The organism is Corynebacterium choanae, assembly GCF_003813965.1.
GTDB lineage: Bacteria > Actinomycetota > Actinomycetes > Mycobacteriales > Mycobacteriaceae > Corynebacterium > Corynebacterium choanae.
Genome location: NZ_CP033896.1, coordinates 1,889,218 through 1,907,260, shown reverse-complemented (window position 1 = coordinate 1,907,260; position 18,043 = coordinate 1,889,218). Strand labels below are relative to the sequence as shown.

Here is an 18,043-nt window from a genome sequence, read left to right as displayed (position 1 = left end):
CAAACGGCACACCATGCGGTTTTCCGTTCATTGGGGCGGGGTTTGGGGCTGGTGTGCCGGTGGTGAGTGCGGGCAGTATGGTGTCAAGGGTGGCAAGCTGGGTGCACGATCGGTGATCTTCGTGCTTACCGGATAGGGTTGCCCGTTTGTCTCAGGATTACCGGAGTGTGGTGGTGCGTTGCACAGGCATCCATTGGCGGATTGCTTGCACGATGAGAAAGATCAGTGCGACGCCGAGGATCATTTCTGCGCCGATGTAGAGCCAGTGCCATAGTGATCCGCCTTGGTAATCCCCGGCGATGACTGCGTTGGTGCGGCCGTTGAGCAGTGGCCGAAGTACCGCTACTTGGAAGAGCAGGGTGATAGTGGCCACGATAAGACCGTTGACATAGTGTTTGGTGACGGCTGCTTTGCGTTGCACCAACCAGAGAGTGACTGCGAGGATGATCTCTACGGTGTTGAGGGCGGCAAAGACGAGGCGACCTATGCCCAGCCCCAGGGGGATGGTGATTCCAGGGGCAAGGAATTTTAAGGGGGCTTCGATCCCGGAGATTGCCACGATGAGGCCGAGCCAAAATACGGGGATGATAAGGCACAGCGCGGCACGGTTGCGGGCGGCGGTGGAGGCAAACATAGCCTTGCATTCTAGCAGGTTACTTTACTCGTGGTAATAGGTGTTGACCTTTGTTCTTTGTTCTCCGGCGATGAGTATCGCTGGGGATGCGATGGGGCAGTGCGCAAGCATTGGTGCACCACGGTCCCCGGCGGGGCATACGGGCGCTGTACAAAGTGGGGGTTTACGCAAGGCCTAGCGGGCGGTGGATGGGTGCCACGGTAGGGTGGGGGTTATGTCGACTATTCGTGTGCACTGTCTTGTTCCGCCGACGGTTTCCCAGTCGCTGGCGAAAAACTACACCCGTGCGGTGGAAGTGTTGGAACACCGTGGGGTGATCGGATCCGGCAGTGTCACGGTGGATGAGGTTGCCGCTGACAGCGCCGAGGAAGCTGTGCTGCGTCAGCAGCTGGTGGAAAGTCATGTGGGCTTGTGGGAGGACCTGTTGGGTGTGCCCCGGGAGGAGTTCCCGGATGATCGTAGACAGTGGCTGCTGGGGACTGATATTGATGACTGTGTAGTGGTCACGATCACCATCGGTGTTCATGACAGGAGCCGCCCGCACAGCGAGATTGTCAGTGCTCTCGTGGCGGGGATGCGGGTGGTGAATCTGCCTGCACCACAGGTCAAACCGGCAAGGCTTCCTGAACGATTGTTCCTTGCCGAGTTCACGCTGCCGTATCGCATTGACCTATAGACCGGGTGAATCCATAGCCCAGGTGGATCCGTAGTCCGGGTGTGGTGCTGGCGGTCGGCGTCTGGGGGTGTACTTCTTCTTGCCCACTCTGCAGGTGCGGGGCGATAGAGCCGGTGGGTTTAATGAATTTGGGGAAACGGCCAACGCAACGCTGCCGGGTCAACAGGGTGTGGTGTGGTGGTGTCCGTCTTGTCGGCGGCCGCAGTGGTGGACGGTGATGTGGTGACGGTAACCGAAGTCGATGGTGCGTCACCTGCTGTAGCGAGGACGGCAAGCAGCAACGGTGAAGCGACAGCCACTCGATTTAGCCCGGCAAGTTCGGTGGTTAATAATGCCGGCACCAGTCCGAGGCGGCTACCCCGCACTGTGTCGCGCATCGCGAGAATCGCGGCGCGTTGAGCGGTATCGATACCTGCTGGCATGAGCGAATCGGTGAGCCGATGAAAGACGGCATCATCACATACTTCGGCAATCGGGCCAACCGGGGTGTCGGGGGTTTCTACAGTGACGATCTCGGGTTGCACAATTGCTGCATGTACTTGGCTGAGATCAAACGCTGTGGCCTGGGAAAGCCCTCGCAGGCCAGCGGGCACCACCTGATGATCAGCATTGACTAGGGGCGCGGCAAACGCCACTGCGATTCCTGCCCCCGCATCGACGACAGCCAGACCTCGTGCATCCACGATGATGCGCTGCGCCCCACGGGTAATCGCATCGGCCAGCAACACCCCCACCCCATAGCTGTCACCGCGGGCAACCAGCTCACCGATTGCCGCCACGTTCGCGGCGGTGTCAGATGGTGTGAACGAGTGTGTGCCAGTGTTGCCCTGCTGGTCAAGCACGGTGTGGCGGTGCAACAGCTCAGTTGCTGGAATGATCGCTGACGTCCGCATGCCGCTTCCGCCCCGGGAGAGGAAATAGTGACCATCGATGAGCTCGCCAAGAGCATTGACAGTGGGGCAGTGCACCGTGGAATATAGTGCCGGATTTGGGGTGAGTGGGGTGTTCCAATCCAGGTGTAGCAGCACCGATTGCGAAGGGTTGTGCTGCTGTGCGGAATGTGCTGGTGTTTCAGCTGTTTCCGGGTGCTGTGCTGCAGTGCTGTGCCAGCTGATTGTCATCGGCAGGTTGGCTGCTGCTGCGGGGTTGGAAAAATCGGATGATACTTCGTGAGCAGACATGATAAACGGTGACTCCAGGCGGGGTGGGCAACAATAAGCAGTGCGGTCAACAGCCCCCAACGCCTGCGCCAATACCAGGGACAGATAAAACAGCGGCAAATCGTTACTAGGTTGGTGGCCTGCCGGTGGGGTGATCGTGGTGCAAGGTTGCCGCCCGGTTGAGTCTACCGGGCGCCAACCCACGCGGCAGTCACCCCGCGCATGATTATGGGTGTTGCACAGTAGACGAGTCGAGCTATGTTGTGGCGACTTAGCGGATGGGTGGTGAGCAAGAGCGGTTGGCGCCCCACTGCAAGTGCAATTGTGCCGGCAGCGACGAAAGCCACCGTAAGCACAAGACGGTAGCCAGGGAAGCGGCAGGTGCGCTGTATCCCGCAGTATCGACGGTGAGCGGTGAAGAAGCCAAGCGCGGTATTGCCCGTGTCACCTATTTTCTATCGCTGGATAGAAAAAGGGGGTAGGCGGGGGCAAGATGATGCCGGTGACCGGGGTGACGCTGCCCTGCCACAAACCAGCGGAATACCCCTTGAGCAGCGAAAAAGGGCAAGTGTGACGGTGTTGCGTATTGATGTGACTTTTGGCACGGCAATTTAAGTTGCATGACAGGTATTAAGATTGGACACTATTGCTACGCACTGCACCGGACTTTCCTAAGCGTGAGGTGTATCCGACGAAAGCGCTGTCCTCCAGTTGCTGACCAGGAATACTCCACGACCCCGGTGCATAGCATCGGCACGTGCACCAGGCACATCGCTTCTCGGTAAGCGGCTCAGTCATCCATGGCTAGAAGCTGCCAGCTAACCGTGTTGCACGCCCGTTGAAGTCACCCCTACCCGTGAGGAAGAAACGTCACCACTATGTCAGTTGAACAACAGGTCTCCCAGTATTACGACACCGTCCTCAAGCGCAACCCTGGGGAAAGCGAATTCCACCAGGCTGTAGCTGAGGTACTCGACTCGCTCAAAATCATCCTGGAAAAGGATCCGCACTATGCCAAAGACGCCCTCATTGAGCGTCTCTGTGAACCGGAACGCCAACTGATCTTCCGCGTGCCGTGGACTGACGACAACGGCAACGTGCAGGTCAACCGCGGCTTCCGTGTGCAATTCAACTCGGCACTAGGCCCATATAAAGGCGGCCTGCGCTTCCACCCTTCGGTCAACGTCGGCATCATCAAGTTCCTCGGCTTCGAGCAGATCTTTAAAAACTCGCTCACCGGCCTGCCGATCGGCGGCGGTAAAGGCGGCTCGGACTTCGATCCGAAAGGCAAGTCCGATCTGGAGATCATGCGCTTCTGCCAGTCATTCATGGTCGAATTGCACCGTCACATTGGTGAATACCGTGACGTCCCCGCCGGTGACATCGGTGTGGGTGGCCGGGAAATCGGCTACATGTTCGGCATGTACAAGCGGCTAGCTAACCAGCACGAATCCGGTGTGCTCACCGGCAAAGGCCTCACCTGGGGTGGATCGCTGGTTCGCACCGAAGCCACCGGCTACGGGCTGGCCTACTTCACCAGCGAAATGCTGGCAGCCCACGGCGAATCCTTTGAAGGGAAGAAGGTCATCGTCTCCGGGTCGGGAAACGTGGCAATCTATGCCATTCAAAAAGTCCAAGAGCTCGGCGGTACCGTGATCGCCTTCTCGGACTCCTCCGGCTGGGTTGAATGCCCCAACGGTGTCGACGTCGCCAAACTCCAAGACATCAAGGAAGTTCGCCGCGAACGAGTCAGCGCCTATGTTGACGAAGTGGAAGGTGCCACCTTGCACACTGACGGTTCCATCTGGGATCTGCCCTGTGACGTCGCTCTGCCATGCGCCACCCAAAATGAACTCAACGGTGAGCACGCCACCAAACTGGCCGATAACGGCTGCAAATTCGTCGCCGAAGGTGCGAACATGCCTTCCACTGCTGACGCCATTGAGGTGTATCGTGCCCGCGGCATCCACTTTGGCCCTGGTAAAGCCGCCAACGCCGGCGGTGTGGCTACCTCGGCACTGGAAATGCAGCAAAACGCCTGCCGCGACTCCTGGTCATTCGAATACACTGATCAGCGTCTCCACGAGATCATGTCGAATATCTTCAAAGTGTGTGCCGCAACCGCCAAAGAATATGGTCACGAAGGCGACTATGTGATCGGCGCCAACATTGCCGGCTTTAAGAAAGTCGCCGACGCAATGCTCGCCCAAGGTGTTGTCTAACACCACAAACGACACCACTGGGCGAAGCACTGCCCGCAGCACCGGGCACCTGTCCCGCAATGAGCTGCAGTAGTGCTGTGTAGCAACACACGAAGCCCCGCGCCGGAGGTACACAGCCACCGGCGCAACACTTCCAACGCCAGTCATCTCCTATCCGTGAGATGACTGGCGTTCTTGGTGTGTGCCGGCACACCCACAAGTACGCCGATGCTGTGGCTGCCTGCAGCGATAGTGTCGTGCCGTCGCAGGCCTCCATGGGCGACAATTCGCCTGGCGCTGGTGACTATCTGGTGCACACCATTGCAGTAAGGAAGATGACAACACCTCCTGGCGCCACCAGTAACACGCTCCCGCCGGGCAACCATCGGTGACAGCACAGGTTTTCGTCAAGTCACAATTTGCCATCACTTTTCGGCAATGCCGTGTGTTGATCCGCTGCATTGCAGCACACACCGCATACAATCCGCGTCATGTATAAAGTTTTCGAAAATCTCGACATCATCATCAACAACATCCAAGACTCACCCCGGCTATTCGGTTCAAAAGCGATGCTCAACCGGGAAGATACCCTCGCATTACTTGACGAACTGCGCTCCGCGCTTCCCGCCGAGCTTGATCACGCCCAAGATGTACTCGACCAGCAGGAAGCTATCTTGGAAGGTGCCCAGGCGGAGGCGAATCGCCTCGTTGATGATGCCACCGCACAGGCTGACGCCATGATCGCTGAAGCACAGCAAGACGCTGATGCGGAACGGGAACGCGCCGAAACAGACGCTTCCACACTGCTGTCAAACGCCCACGACCAGGCTGACCATGTGCGACGGGATGCTGACCATAGCGCCCAAGAAACGTTGGCTCGTGCAGACGCGGAAGCGCAGCGGATTGCACAAAAAGCAGATACCTACTATGAGCGCACAGTCGAAGATGCCCGCCTGGAGCAGCAACGAATGCTCTCAGAGTCGGAGATCGTTCGCCTCGCCAACGAAGAAGCCCGCTCGATTGTTGAAGCAGCCCATGTGAAGTCTTCCGAACTCCGGCGAGCCTGCGACGAGTTTGTCGAAGAAAAACTAGCCAACTTCGAATCGACACTAACCGAAACGCTCCGCATCGTATCTCGGGATCGGTCGGTTCTGCGGCAAAGTACAAGTGCGGCAGGTCCCCAATATTTGCGCAGCGACGATACCGGTAACAGCCAGGACAACAGCTACCGCGCCGACTATTCACCACGCCGCAGCGAACGCGACTACGGCGACAACCGTTAAACTGTTGCGCCCCGGTGCCGAAAACCTGGAACCAGCCGGGGCGCATGCGCCGCTATCGATCGCTTCCACAACCTGGCAGTGTGCCACCCACCGGTGTATCGATGATCTGCTGAAAACCAATTGTGGGAAGTAGGCTGCACACACTGCACCAGTTCGCGGCACCGCATGTGCGACACAGAAAAGCAACAAGCAACACCTCAACCCCTGTCGCAGATCACCGCAGGCGACCAAAGCTCTGCGTGAAGATCGAGCAGGGGTTGGTTCGTGATTGCCCTGTTTATCGCCCTGATAAGCGAATCCCGCATCATGAAGGGCCACCTACAAAGACATGAGGTTTATCCCCACCCGCCGATCTCGCTGGGGTGTGGCACGCGGTCGCCCCGCCAGAAAACCGCAAAGGGCTGCCTTCCCTGTCAAGGAAACCGCACCGCATCCGTCGCGCCGGGGATGGAAGAATCCACATGGCACCATTGGGCCGCTACCAGAAGCGGTTTACCGCACTGACCGGTACCCCGGTTTTTATCCAAGCCATGCATCCTGTGCGGAACCCACTGGTTATTCGGCACAACAATGACCGAACATTCTCAACCACCTCCCCTGCAGGGGAAGCTCATGACCTGCAGGACTCGAATCCCGTCAGCAGATCGTCCGCGGATTTCAACCTGCAGGGGGATGGCCTCTTCCGGGATAAGCAATGTGGAAATCGACGCTGACCCAAGTGTTTGCTCACGCGTCCCTGCGCAACTATGGCACGCCGTAGAAGGGCATGCACACGAAAGGCCACGCAAGAGCGGATAAGCCCAACAACGACAAAAACGCAAAGCAAGGGCTGAAAAACGCCAAGCTTTGGGGGTGTTGACGAGCCACACACTGTGCATCGACGCTTATAAGAAGAGTTGATGCCCCAGAAGAAGGCTTGGTTGATGACGCTTAGAGACGGTGTACGGCAACCACCCTTGCTCCGGGTTTACTCCCGCGCCTGAAGGTGCAGGCAATCAGTTCATATCCCGCATCATTGTCGTTATGCGCACGCCCGTCTGCTCGATCATGGCTGTTTGCCAGTGCCGCGGACTAAGACAGCCAGGTCATATCGTTGTTGGTTTCCCCGTGCAGCTGCCCGAGCAGCTGGATGGGGCTTTCATCCGATAGGGGAACTGTGCAGGTACTTGGCTTAGTGGCACGGATTGGATCCCCGCCACAGAGGGACGGAATGGTCGACGCACCAGGGCTGTGGAAAAGACGGTAGCCGGTATAGACCGATAGATATCCGACAGTGCTTTCGCTGCGCTTGCTGCCGCAGCTTCCCAGGCGGCTGTATCAATTGGTGCTGAGCGTTCGACTCCGTATTGTGCTGCTGCGGCGTCCACATAAGATTACTGGGATGCAGTGCGTTTTAGCATGCAGCAGCAGCCGCCAAGGACACCCACAAGTGGCAGCGTCACCGCATATTCCCCTCAGGCGACTAGAATGCTGAAACTAGTATGAATGCACCATTTACTTTCGACGTCAATGCCCTATTTTCGAGGGCTGCCACCACAACCGAGATGACCCAGACAGGAACTGCCCCGCATCGCATCGGCAGCGAACTGCTAGCAATCGCAGCAGACAGTCCTGTGACAGTTACCGCTATCTTGCAGCCACTAGGTGAAGTGATCATGGCCGATGCCACCCTCAGCGGCACCTTAACCGGTAGCTGTGCCCGCTGTTTGCGACCATTGGAAGTACCGCGCGAATTCACCATCAACGAGGTGTACACCACCGAAGAGGCGATCACCACCATCGGTGATGAACCCGACGATGAGCAAGAAGATGCCGCCGAGCAGCGACTCATCGAACGTGGCACGATCGATTTGCTGCAGCCCTTCGTGGACAAGCTGGGATTGGAACTGCCGTTTTCACCAACCTGTGAAGACTTCGGACTCGACTGTGACGAACAGGCCGCAGGTGTGCGCGCCCCCGACGCGGTCGAAGGGGAAGAGCATCAACTTGCCGATCCGCGATGGGGTGGATTGGAGAAGTTCTTGTGAGCCGCAAACGCAACCGTCTGACCGGGCCTGCCGCGTGGGAGCAAGCATTCCACGCTGTTGACCATCAGCCGTTATTGGATGCGCTGGGGGTGGAACTTCCCGAAGATCTGCTCAAACTCGCCCTGACTCACCGCAGCTTCGCTAACGAAAATGGCAACCTGCCCAACAATGAGCGGCTGGAGTTTTTAGGTGATGCCATCCTCGGAGTCACAATCGCCGAAGCGTTATTTAACCGCTACGCTGACCGGGCAGAATCAGATATCTCCAAAATGCGGGCATCGATCGTCTCCCGGTACGGGCTGGCAGATATTGCCCGGGAAATTCACCTCGGCCAACATATTTTGCTTGGCCGCGGCGAACAGCAAACCGGCGGAGTTGCGAAAGATTCGATTCTGGCAGACACCACCGAGGCACTGTTGGGGGCAATTTTTCATCTGTACGGTTTTGAAAAAGCCCGCGCAGTAATTTTGGAGTTGTTTGCGGCGAAAATCGCCGATGCCAGCGCCTTGTCCCGGGTGGCGGATTTCAAAACCTCGCTCCAGGAACGAATTGCCCACTTCCGCTTCGCCCACCCGGCCTACACCTGGTCGTCGGAAGGTCCAGACCATGAGCGGGTGTTTACCGCAACGGTGACGATCTATGGGGTACCGATGGGAACAGGGAACGGTCCGAATAAGAAAACAGCGGAACAAAACGCCGCACATGAGGCACTGAAGGCTCTCGATCAACCGAAAACCCGGGAACAGTTAGTGCTCGCCCGCCAACAGCTAGCAGCAAACCCTCAATAATTCGTTACCTTGACCTGCTGCGCTTGAACAGCACCAGTGCCGTGCAAGCAAAGCGCATCGGGGGAGTGTTTCCCCTTAAACCTGCAACAGGATTGAAGGCAGTTTCGGCAGGGACTAAATCGTCGCTGCCGAATCCAGTCACGGCACCGCACGAAGGCAATTGGCAGCTATCAGGTTTCGTCCTTGTACGCAGCCGGCAGCAACCAACCCGTAGGCTGCTGCCGTCTTCACGAGGAGACCAGGGAACCCAAGACACAATGGCCATCTGGCATGGTACGAAACCTAGCGGAATCCTTGGTTTTTCGGTTTGATGTCGCATCGTCGCGCAGGATTTTCACAGGCGTAGCCGCGGGCTTATTTGAGTTTGGAAATATTGGAAAAGCTCGCTGTTACTGGAAGGTGAAGCGCAGCATAGCGAGGATCGTTGCACATTCGTGTGTCTTTGCCACCTTGCAGGCCGAATGTCGTAGACGAATTACCGCCAGCGTTTTCGCAGATGCTGCAATCGAAGGGGAACAGGAATTTGTGATGCCAGAATTACCTGAAGTAGAAACCGTCCGGCGGGGGCTTGCTGCCCATATTTTGGGTGAACAAATCCAGCAGGTCAGTGTTTACCATCCCCGGGTTCTGCGGCATGACGATCGACATCCTCACGACGTTTCCGCCAGGCTTGCCGGACTTAGGATTAGTGGGGTTCATCGGCGCGGAAAATTTTTGTGGCTCCGCTTCAGTGACCAGCCTCTGCTCGTAAATCACGACTGGACGGATCAGTTTCTCACCACCCTTGTCGGTGAATCGAAAATAGTCAGGGCCTCGCAGCATATCGCTGCGCAGGCAACAGCAGATCGCGCATCAGTTCGGCTAGGTTCCAGCAGTTCAGCGGTTCTGGCTGGGCAACCGGACGGAAATATTGCCCCAGGGATAGCCGAAGACGCAGGCGGTGGTTCTCAGCAGACCGTTGCCGAGGTGCTGCTTGTCCATCTTGGTATGTCGGGACAAATGTTGATCGAAGATCCTAACCGGGGAGACGATTCACCGTTTGCACACCATCCGCATCGCCGTGCCACGATGACGTTCACCTCTGGGCGGCAGGTGCATTTTATCGATCAACGCACCTTCGGCTATTGGCACCTGGATCAGGCAGTTCCAAGTACCGGTGCGGTTGGTCGTCTTGGGGTGCCGCGACGCGTCGCCCACATTGCCCCAGACTTGTGCGAAGCAGACCTTGATATTGATCGTGTTGCGGCAAGGCTGAAACAGCGCGGTGCGGCGCTGAAACCACTCCTACTTGATCAGCAGATTATTGCGGGGATCGGCAATATTTATGCCGATGAAATGTTGTGGTCTGCACAACTCCATCCGCTACAGTCGGCTCAGCGAGTAAGTCACAAGCGGCTGGTGACACTCCTTGGCTGTGGGCAGACCATTATGCGCCGGGCGATTGCAGCCGGCGGCACGAGCTTCGATGATCTCTATGTCAACGTGAACGGCGAGTCTGGCTATTTCGATGTGACCCTGGAAGCCTATGGGCGCACCGATAAGCCGTGTAGCCGCTGCGGCACACCGTTGACCCGGCAAGTAGTCGGTGGCCGCTCGAGCCATTACTGTGCAACCTGTCAGCGACGCTATTAAAGCGATTGCATGAGGCATTCGCGCAACTGTTAGCCCACACCAGCGCAACCGTTAGCCCACCTAAGTTCTCGTCCATGTGCTGCGCGGTGAAGTATTGCAGTGCCCACAACACATCTCCATCGCTGTCCTTGGTCTGCTACTGCTGGTCGGAAGGAAGCGGAGATTAAAGAATTGCTCGCTGCAAACGCTGCCCTCGCACGATCATCGGGGGGAGGGGTGGCACGGGAGTGTGACGGGAGTTTTCTACCTATCGATTGGCAGATTTTCCGCGGCGTCTATCGACAGTGGTGCTGACACCAATTACGCCTACGGATTGCCTAGTAGCATTGGTGATTTTTTTAAGGCAAGCTGCAAGGATGCGAGAATGTCCAAAGCAGGGGAAGTGTGCCTTTTGGGGTCAGCGAGGGTGGGTGTTTGGAAGGCTATGCAAAGGGCAGAATTAGCTGTCGTTCGATAGGTTTTCTTGTGCTTGCCGTTACCCCCGTTTGCCCTCTGTGAGGAACCCCGCAGCTGAAGCAAACTTAATCTCTAGGTCACATACGCTTTACAATACGAAGGCGAAACCTTGCAGGAACCTGAGATGCTCAGGTGAAAAAGAGAAAGAGGGGCAGCGGAAATGGAGCAAACTATGTCCATTATCGGCCAGATTTCCTCGATCGAATGGAAGTTTATTCCCTTCCTATTGGTCGGTGCTGGCCTGCTGTTTTGCGTGCTCACCATTGTGGTGCAGCTGCGCTACATCCCAGAGATGTTCAAGGCGATCGTGGAAAAGCCTGACAAGCTTGACGACGGTCGGGATAATATCTCCGCGTTTAAAGCATTTACGATCTCAGCTGCATCTCGCGTCGGTACCGGTAACGTGGCCGGTGTGGCGACCGCTATCGCCACCGGCGGTCCTGGGGCAGTGTTTTGGATGTGGATGCTAGCGATTATCGGTGGTGCCACCTCCTTTGTGGAGTCCACGTTGGCGCAGGTGTATAAAGTACGCGACAAGGACTCCTTTATTGGCGGTCCTGCCTACTACATCACCCGTGGACTGGGCAAAAATTTTCGATGGTTGGCTGTTCTTTTCGCAATCTCGATTACCTGCACTTACGGGTTTGTGTTCAATGCGGTGCAGTCAAACTCGATTGCCGATGCCATGAGCAACTCGTTCGGCGGCACTAACCCGACAACAGTAAAAATCATTGTTGGGGCTGTGCTGGCAGTTCTCACCGCAGCGGTGATTTTTGGTGGTGTGCAGCGCATCGGGGCAGTTACTCAAATCATTGTGCCGGTGATGGCAGTGGCCTATGTGGTGCTTGGCATTATCGTCTGCATCATCAACGTCGGTCGTATCCCAGGCATGATTGAAACCATTGTTTCCCATGCGTTTGGTATCCGGCAGTTTGGCGGGGCCGCACTTGGCACGGTCATTATGACCGGTATGCAGCGGGGATTGTTCTCTAACGAAGCCGGTATGGGTTCGGTGCCAAATGCTGCTGCAACCGCTTCGGTTTCTCACCCGGTCAAGCAGGGCCTGATCCAAACGCTTGGCGTATATTTTGACACCATTGTGGTGTGTTCGGTGACGGCGTTTATTGTGCTGTTGGCCAACCCTGACCTCGGCCCGTCGGACCAGGGAGTCACCTTAACCCAGGATTCGCTCGCAGCCTCGGTGGGTTCCTGGGCAGTGCACTTCCTGACGATCCTCATTCTATTCCTGGCGTTTAGCTCGGTGATTGGCAACTACTACTATGGCGAGTCGAACATTGAGTTTATGACCAGCTCGAAGGCGGTCATGACCGGGTTTAGGATTCTGGTTGTGGCTTGTGTGTTCTTAGGGACGCTCGGCACCGTCAATTTGGTGTGGTCGCTTGCTGACGTGTTCTCCGGTGTGATGGTGTTGATCAACATCGCTGCAATTGTGCCGTTGAGTGGGGTGGCGGTTGCGTTGCTCAACCACTACACGAAGCAGAAAGCTGCCGGACTTAACCCGATTTTCCATAAAGCCGATCTGCCGAATTTGCGCGGCTGGAAAAATATTGAATGCTGGGATGGCACTGAAACCATCACTGAGCGGCCGGAGCAATATGGGCTGATCTCGTATCGCCGAGTCCAGTAGTACTGCTGAAACAAGCAGAGCACTTCCGCCCCGTTCACCGTGCAAACGGGTTACGGTTTTCCCATTCATAAACTCGCACACCCGCCGTTGGGTATGCAGGGATGATACGCACCATCGATGAGTGTTGTATTCGATCTTCCTGTGTGCCGCGGCGGGTGTTGTGTTATGTGGATTGCCGAATGTGTCTTCATAGAGCAAGGCGCATTCGGCAGCAGACTGGTGCGTGGCGATGCCCCTGATCGGGGCAGAAAGGCTTGGCATCGTCGTGTGGCTACCAAGCAAAGACTGTCCTATGTTCGGCTGCCGGGGACTGTTGCACAGCTGCTGATCTGATCAGCTGTATTGCGCGCGAACTTAAGGATTACCTGCGGTTTTTCCTTGTTTCACGACATACTGCGGCCAGGTTGCCGGGGGAAGGTGCTTTGTGAAGGCAACGTTGATCTGCGGGGTGGAACAAGGCTAGCCAATACAATCATTGGATTGCCTAGTCATCCTTGTTTTACCAGGTAGTTGCACCTAGCTTGAAGAATACGACAACCGGTTACGTGCCGTATTTGGACGGGAGAGCACGCATCTGTCGGCGTGATTCCAGTAGCATCGATTGGCACAGTGCTGATGTTCTTGTGATTCTGCCCACCGGACGGTATGGCGGGCGGTGTTGTCGTGGAATGTACAGATGAGGTGCACACATGACGGTTCAGACAGCAATACCCCACGAAGGAGAAACCCACGAGTCGAGTCACCAGTCCACATTGAACTGGTTGCGGGCAGGTGTGCTGGGCGCAAACGACGGCATCGTGTCGGTGGCAGCAATCGTCATGGGGGTGATTGCGGCCGGACAGTCCAACACAGTGATCGCCACCACCGGGTTGGCGGCCACTGTTGCAGGTGCAGTGTCGATGGCGCTGGGGGAATATGTGTCGGTTTCTGCGCAGCGTGACACCGAGCAGGCTCTCATCGCGAAAGAACGCCATGAGCTTACTCATCTGCCGCGGGAAGAACATGCCGAAATGGTCGCTATTTTGCAAGGCTATGGCGTATCTGCTGCGACAGCTGAACAGGCTGTCACCGAAATTGAACAGGGCGACCCACTCGATGTGCATCTGCAGCTGGAGCTGGGGATTGATCCGGAAGAACTCACCAGTCCACTGGTTGCGGCGTTTTCTTCCGCGGGGGCGTTTACTGTTGGTGCCGCGTTACCGCTGTTGGCCGTGTTAGTTTCACCTCAATCCATTGCTGCGGTCGTGCTGCTTGCAGTGACGTTGTTGACGCTAGCGTTAACCGGTGCGATTTCCGCGGGTGTGTCGAAAACTTCCCGGCTGCGGTCGATGCTGCGTTTGGTGCTTGGCGGTGCAGCCGGCCTGGCTGTAACTTACGGGGTGGGGCTACTTATTGGCACGTCGCTATAGACAAAGCACCACCAAACCGGTCGAACACTGGGTGATCCGAGCATCGTTGCTGCACGAACATCTGGCCAGGCAACGGGTGATGAGATGGATGCTGCGGCAGGATTATGGCTGAGTTTGCTCCGGCGTGGAGAGCCGGTTGCATTGTTTTTTCTCGTGGTATCCCACCGAGGCAGCTGTGCCGGGTAGTTTTAAGGCTATGAGTGCATCATCAATTGTTGTTGTCGGGTCGCTAAACGCTGACCTTACTTTGCAGGTGGAACGTCATCCACATCCCGGGGAGACCTTGCTTGCCCACACGATGAGTCAATCGCCCGGCGGCAAAGGAGCAAATCAAGCGGTTGCTGCCCGGCTCCAGGGGGCAGAGGTGGCCTTTGTGGGGGCGGTCGGCGACGATGACTATGCCGCTGTTGCATTGCGGATGCTCCACGAATCAGGGGTGGATTGTGCAGCGGTTACCACTATTAGCGACACCTCGACTGGGCTTGCTGTGATCACCTTGGATGCGGCCGCCGAAAACTCCATTATTGTGGTGCCTGGGGCAAACGCGAACATTACCCCGGCGCAGGTCACCGCTGCTAGTGACACGATTACCGACGCTGCAGTGGTGATCGTGCAAGGGGAAATCCCGGCTGCCGCAATAGCCCGCACCTACCAGGTGATGTGTGAAAGTCCGCATTCGACGCCCCGGTTAGTGGTCAACTTGGCGCCGGTCATCGACGTTGATTGGGAAGTACTACTTGCCGCTGATCCACTGGTGGCAAATGAGCACGAAGCTGGGCTGTTACTGCGTCAACTTGGGAACGACACAAACTTCGACGATGCATCCCCGGCGGCGATCGCGGCGGCTCTGGTGGATTGCGGGGTGAAATCTGTGGTGATCACCCTGGGTGCGGCAGGGGCTGTGGTGAGTCATCCGGCGGCCGGATTGGACGCAACTCATGTCGCCTCCCCGAAGGTGAAAGCAGTAGATACCACCGGTGCCGGGGACGCCTTTGTTGGTGCGTTAGCGGCGCAACTGGCTACCAGTGACGATTTGCTGGCAGCGGTACGTCACGCTGTGCGGGTGGCGGCTTTCGCGGTGACCGGTCACGGGGCGCAAACTTCCTATCCGCGGCAAGGCGACGAACTACCGCAGTAGCAGCGGTTGCAATCAACACCACTCGACTAGCGCAGGATGGTTTGCGGGGTTATCTCAGGAAGGTGCGGGGTTGTGCCATATTTCCTGTGTAATCGCAGCATAGGGCGGGGCAATCCCCAGCATCGGATGGATGCTGCCCGGCACACCAGCAGTGGGTGAGCACCAGGTGGCGGGTCGTAACCGTTCGTGTGCAGGAGACACCCTGCCCAAGTCTGCGAACTGTCCTGGTATCGATAGCCTGGTGACACTAGGGGATCATGTCGGCAGAGATGATTTATCCTTCGGGTGGTGTGGGTGCAGGTTGGTGTGTCGACTACTGCGGCGAAACAACCCCCCACACCGTGGATATGTGCAGGCTACACTACGGCCTGCGTGCCACGGTGTGGGGTAATGCAGTAGTCCCCAGTGCTCTCAAGGGGTGCACGCTGCACCACAGGTGCTGCAGAAAGTATTCGCTCGAGCATTATTGACTCAAGCATTGGACAGCACGCTAGTAGGTCATCTCACTGCGTTTCGTAAACCCCATACGCGGCACAAACCCGGGAGGATGCTTCATCTGTGCTGCAGCGTCAGCAATCACCATCCGGAAACGGGGAGCGATCGCCGGCAGCTGATTAATCACCACCCATTTGACCTCGGTGGACTCGTCATCGCCCACAATCGGTGTCGGATCGGTGCCCTCCACAACCTCCATCCGCAGCGACGTGTCGTGGTAGTAGCAGACATCCCCATTGTCGTAGGTGACCGGACCTACCGCACCCACACCCAGCAATGCTGCAGGTTGAACAGTCAGGCCAGTTTCCTCTTTCACCTCCCGCACCGCTGCCTGATGGGCTTGCTCACCCGGATCGATAATTCCAGTCACCGGCGTCCACTGGCCATTATCGCTCCGTTTAACCAGCAAAACTTCCGGCAGCGCCCAAATAGGATCTTCCTGCTGTGGGGGACGCATAACCACTGCCGTTACACCGGGAAGCAAAAGCGGATCATTGCCGATTTTTTCCCGCAAACGGGTTACAAACTCTGGTGTTGCCATAACCATTAAGTGTAGCCATCTTCCGCACTGCTGCTATCTGCCGCCACTGGCAAGCAGCATGCACCGGTTACGGCCGGGATGGCTATCCGCAATATTCCACCGCCGCATATTCCTGGCAGCAAGCCACAGCTCGCCGATGGCGTCACGTTATCGGCAGGCGAGATTGTTTGCCACACGCTACTACTTAGTGGAATAGCGATGTGGCCTGATTCGTTGCAGCTACTAGTGCCACCACCTGTCGGGTCGGTGACGGCGAACAATATCAGCATTGACGCTATGCCCGCGGTTGGTATGCCGTCGCGGTGACTGTTGAGAAAAACGCAGCTGTATTCGGCGCCGCCGCAGACAGGAAGCTGGGGCGCTTGTACCCCTTGACCAGCAAACGACAAGAAAGCAGAGTTCACAGACCACTATGGAGTATCACGTCGACGTAGCAGTCATCGGTTTCGGGAAAGCCGGGAAAACCATTGCGATGAAACGCGCCAAAGCCGGCGACAAGGTTGTGGTGATTGAGCAATCGCCTGAAATGTATGGCGGAACCTGTATCAACATTGGCTGCGTGCCGACGAAAACGTTGCTTCACCAAGTGCGGGAATATGCGGCCGCGGCAACACTCAACGACACGCCACTTGACGGACAGACGATTTGGGACAACGCCAAAGCACATCGAGACAGCCTCATTGCGAAAATGAACAGCGCCAACAAGGCGATGGTGGAAAACGCTGGGGCAACCATTGTTGACGGGCAGGCACACTTTCTAGACGACCACACGCTACAGGTTGGCGACACGGTGGTAACCGCAGAAACCATCATCATCAACACCGGTGCCATCGCCCGCACTTTGCCGGTGCCCGGCGGCGACCATCGTCTGGTAGTTGATTCCACCGGCATCCAGCAGATCACCACACTGCCTAAGAAACTGGTGATTATCGGCGGCGGGCCAATCGGAGTCGAATTCGCCTCCCTTATGCTGCCGCTTGGCGTCGAAGTCACCATGCTTGATGCTGCTGACACATTCCTTGGCCGCATCGACCAGCAGATTGCCCCTGCAGTGCTTGAGCATCTGAAACAACAAGGGCTGCACTATGTCGGCGGTGCACAGGTGACCGCAGTGGAAGGAGCAGCCACCGCCGATGAGGTCACCGTTGTGGCGGAAGTAGACGGCACCACACAGCGCTATGCTGCATCGTTAGTGCTTACCGCTATTGGTCGGATCCCTGCCACCGATGCGCTTGCCCTGGAGAACACCTCGATCACCGTCACTGATCGTGGAGCCATCGCCGTCGATGCGCAGTGCCGCACCGGGGTCGATGGGGTGTATGCCGTCGGCGACGTGACCGGGGCACCGCAATTTACCTATCTTTCCTTCGACGATCATCGGATCGTCCTTCACGACCGGTGGGGGATCGGGGATGTCCGCAGCCGGGAACACCGCATTATTCCCACCACCACCTTCATTGATCCACCACTGTCCACAGTCGGGAAAACCACGGCGGAACTTGATGAAGCAGGTATCGAATACACCACCCGCAGCGCGGCAGTGGCCGATATTGCCGTTATGCCGCGACCAAAAATTGTTGGTCAATCACAAGGCAACATTGTGTTCCATATCGGTACTGACGATCAGATCTTGGGCGCCACCTTATGGTGTGTTGATTCCCAAGAGATCATCAACACCGTGGTGCTGGCAATGCAGGCAAACGTTCCTGCCACCGAGGTGGGCAACCTTATTGTGACTCATCCTTCCAGCAGTGAGCTGCTCAACGGGGTGTTGGGCTAACCACCTTCCAACACGCCACGCACGCGTCCAAGGCGGGCAAGCAGCTACCGCCTTGGACGTGTTTGTCTTCCCTGCTCCAGACCGCGTGCTGACATGTGGGTTCCACACCCCTCCCTTGAATCCATGCCAATCGATACCCCTGGCAGGCGTATGATCACCAACCATCAGCGATGGT

The 18,043-nt window shown here is 57.0% G+C and carries 14 protein-coding genes; 11 read left to right on the top strand and 3 right to left on the bottom strand.

Going from position 1 to position 18,043, the window contains the following annotated elements; translation table 11 throughout:
- Positions 1–157: 157 nt before the first annotated feature.
- Positions 158–634: a hypothetical protein gene (locus CCHOA_RS06870; protein WP_123928645.1), complete on the bottom strand. Its 477-nt coding sequence runs from the start codon at positions 632–634 to the stop codon at positions 158–160.
- Positions 635–848: 214 nt separating this feature from the next.
- On the opposite strand from CCHOA_RS06870, the gene CCHOA_RS06865 reads away from it, so the two are divergent.
- Positions 849–1,310, top strand: a complete 462-nt coding sequence (locus CCHOA_RS06865; protein ID WP_123928642.1) for a hypothetical protein — start codon at positions 849–851, stop codon at positions 1,308–1,310.
- A gap of 119 nt (positions 1,311–1,429) precedes the next feature.
- On the opposite strand, the gene CCHOA_RS06860 is transcribed toward CCHOA_RS06865, so the two are convergent.
- On the bottom strand, positions 1,430–2,491 hold the full coding sequence (locus tag CCHOA_RS06860; protein ID WP_123928639.1) for a glycerate kinase: 1,062 nt from the start codon (positions 2,489–2,491) through the stop codon (positions 1,430–1,432).
- Positions 2,492–3,348: 857 nt separating this feature from the next.
- On the opposite strand from CCHOA_RS06860, the gene gdhA reads away from it, so the two are divergent.
- The 9 genes from gdhA to CCHOA_RS06815 all read left to right on the top strand — a co-directional run bounded on the left by gdhA (position 3,349) and on the right by CCHOA_RS06815 (position 15,052).
- The gene (gene gdhA, locus CCHOA_RS06855) at positions 3,349–4,692 is read left to right on the top strand and encodes an NADP-specific glutamate dehydrogenase (RefSeq protein WP_123928635.1); all 1,344 of its coding nucleotides are present in this window, start codon (positions 3,349–3,351) and stop codon (positions 4,690–4,692) included.
- Between the two features lie 161 nt (positions 4,693–4,853).
- Positions 4,854–5,063, top strand: coding sequence for a hypothetical protein (locus CCHOA_RS06850; RefSeq protein ID WP_123928632.1), 210 nt, complete (start codon positions 4,854–4,856; stop codon positions 5,061–5,063).
- Between the two features lie 99 nt (positions 5,064–5,162).
- Positions 5,163–5,954 carry a DivIVA domain-containing protein gene (locus CCHOA_RS06845; RefSeq protein ID WP_123928629.1) on the top strand — a complete coding sequence of 264 codons (792 nt, stop codon included), beginning with the start codon at positions 5,163–5,165 and terminating at the stop codon, positions 5,952–5,954.
- Positions 5,955–7,435: 1,481 nt separating this feature from the next.
- Entirely contained in the window at positions 7,436–7,981 is a 546-nt protein-coding gene (locus CCHOA_RS06840) for a YceD family protein (RefSeq protein ID WP_123928626.1), read from the top strand.
- Positions 7,978–8,769 (top strand): ribonuclease III, encoded by a 792-nt coding sequence (rnc, locus tag CCHOA_RS06835; protein WP_123928623.1) that lies wholly within the window; start codon positions 7,978–7,980, stop codon positions 8,767–8,769. Before CCHOA_RS06840 ends, rnc begins: the two co-directional genes overlap by 4 nt.
- A 528-nt stretch (positions 8,770–9,297) precedes the next feature.
- Entirely contained in the window at positions 9,298–10,401 is a 1,104-nt protein-coding gene (mutM, locus tag CCHOA_RS06830) for a bifunctional DNA-formamidopyrimidine glycosylase/DNA-(apurinic or apyrimidinic site) lyase (RefSeq protein ID WP_164472414.1), read from the top strand.
- Positions 10,402–11,017: 616 nt separating this feature from the next.
- Complete coding sequence (locus CCHOA_RS06825) at positions 11,018–12,505, top strand: alanine/glycine:cation symporter family protein (RefSeq protein ID WP_123928617.1); 1,488 nt, start codon at positions 11,018–11,020, stop codon at positions 12,503–12,505.
- A 689-nt stretch (positions 12,506–13,194) separates the two neighbouring features.
- A complete protein-coding gene (locus CCHOA_RS06820) occupies positions 13,195–13,914 on the top strand; it encodes a VIT1/CCC1 transporter family protein (protein ID WP_123928614.1) in 720 nt (239 codons plus the stop codon).
- A 196-nt stretch (positions 13,915–14,110) separates the two neighbouring features.
- Complete coding sequence (locus CCHOA_RS06815) at positions 14,111–15,052, top strand: ribokinase (RefSeq protein ID WP_123928611.1); 942 nt, start codon at positions 14,111–14,113, stop codon at positions 15,050–15,052.
- A gap of 490 nt (positions 15,053–15,542) precedes the next feature.
- Here CCHOA_RS06815 and CCHOA_RS06810 read toward each other — a convergent pair whose 3' ends face one another.
- Complete coding sequence (locus CCHOA_RS06810) at positions 15,543–16,088, bottom strand: NUDIX hydrolase (protein WP_123928607.1); 546 nt, start codon at positions 16,086–16,088, stop codon at positions 15,543–15,545.
- A gap of 412 nt (positions 16,089–16,500) precedes the next feature.
- On the opposite strand from CCHOA_RS06810, the gene CCHOA_RS06805 reads away from it, so the two are divergent.
- Positions 16,501–17,868: an FAD-dependent oxidoreductase gene (locus tag CCHOA_RS06805; RefSeq protein WP_123928603.1), complete on the top strand. Its 1,368-nt coding sequence runs from the start codon at positions 16,501–16,503 to the stop codon at positions 17,866–17,868.
- The last annotated feature ends 175 nt before the right edge of the window (positions 17,869–18,043 follow it).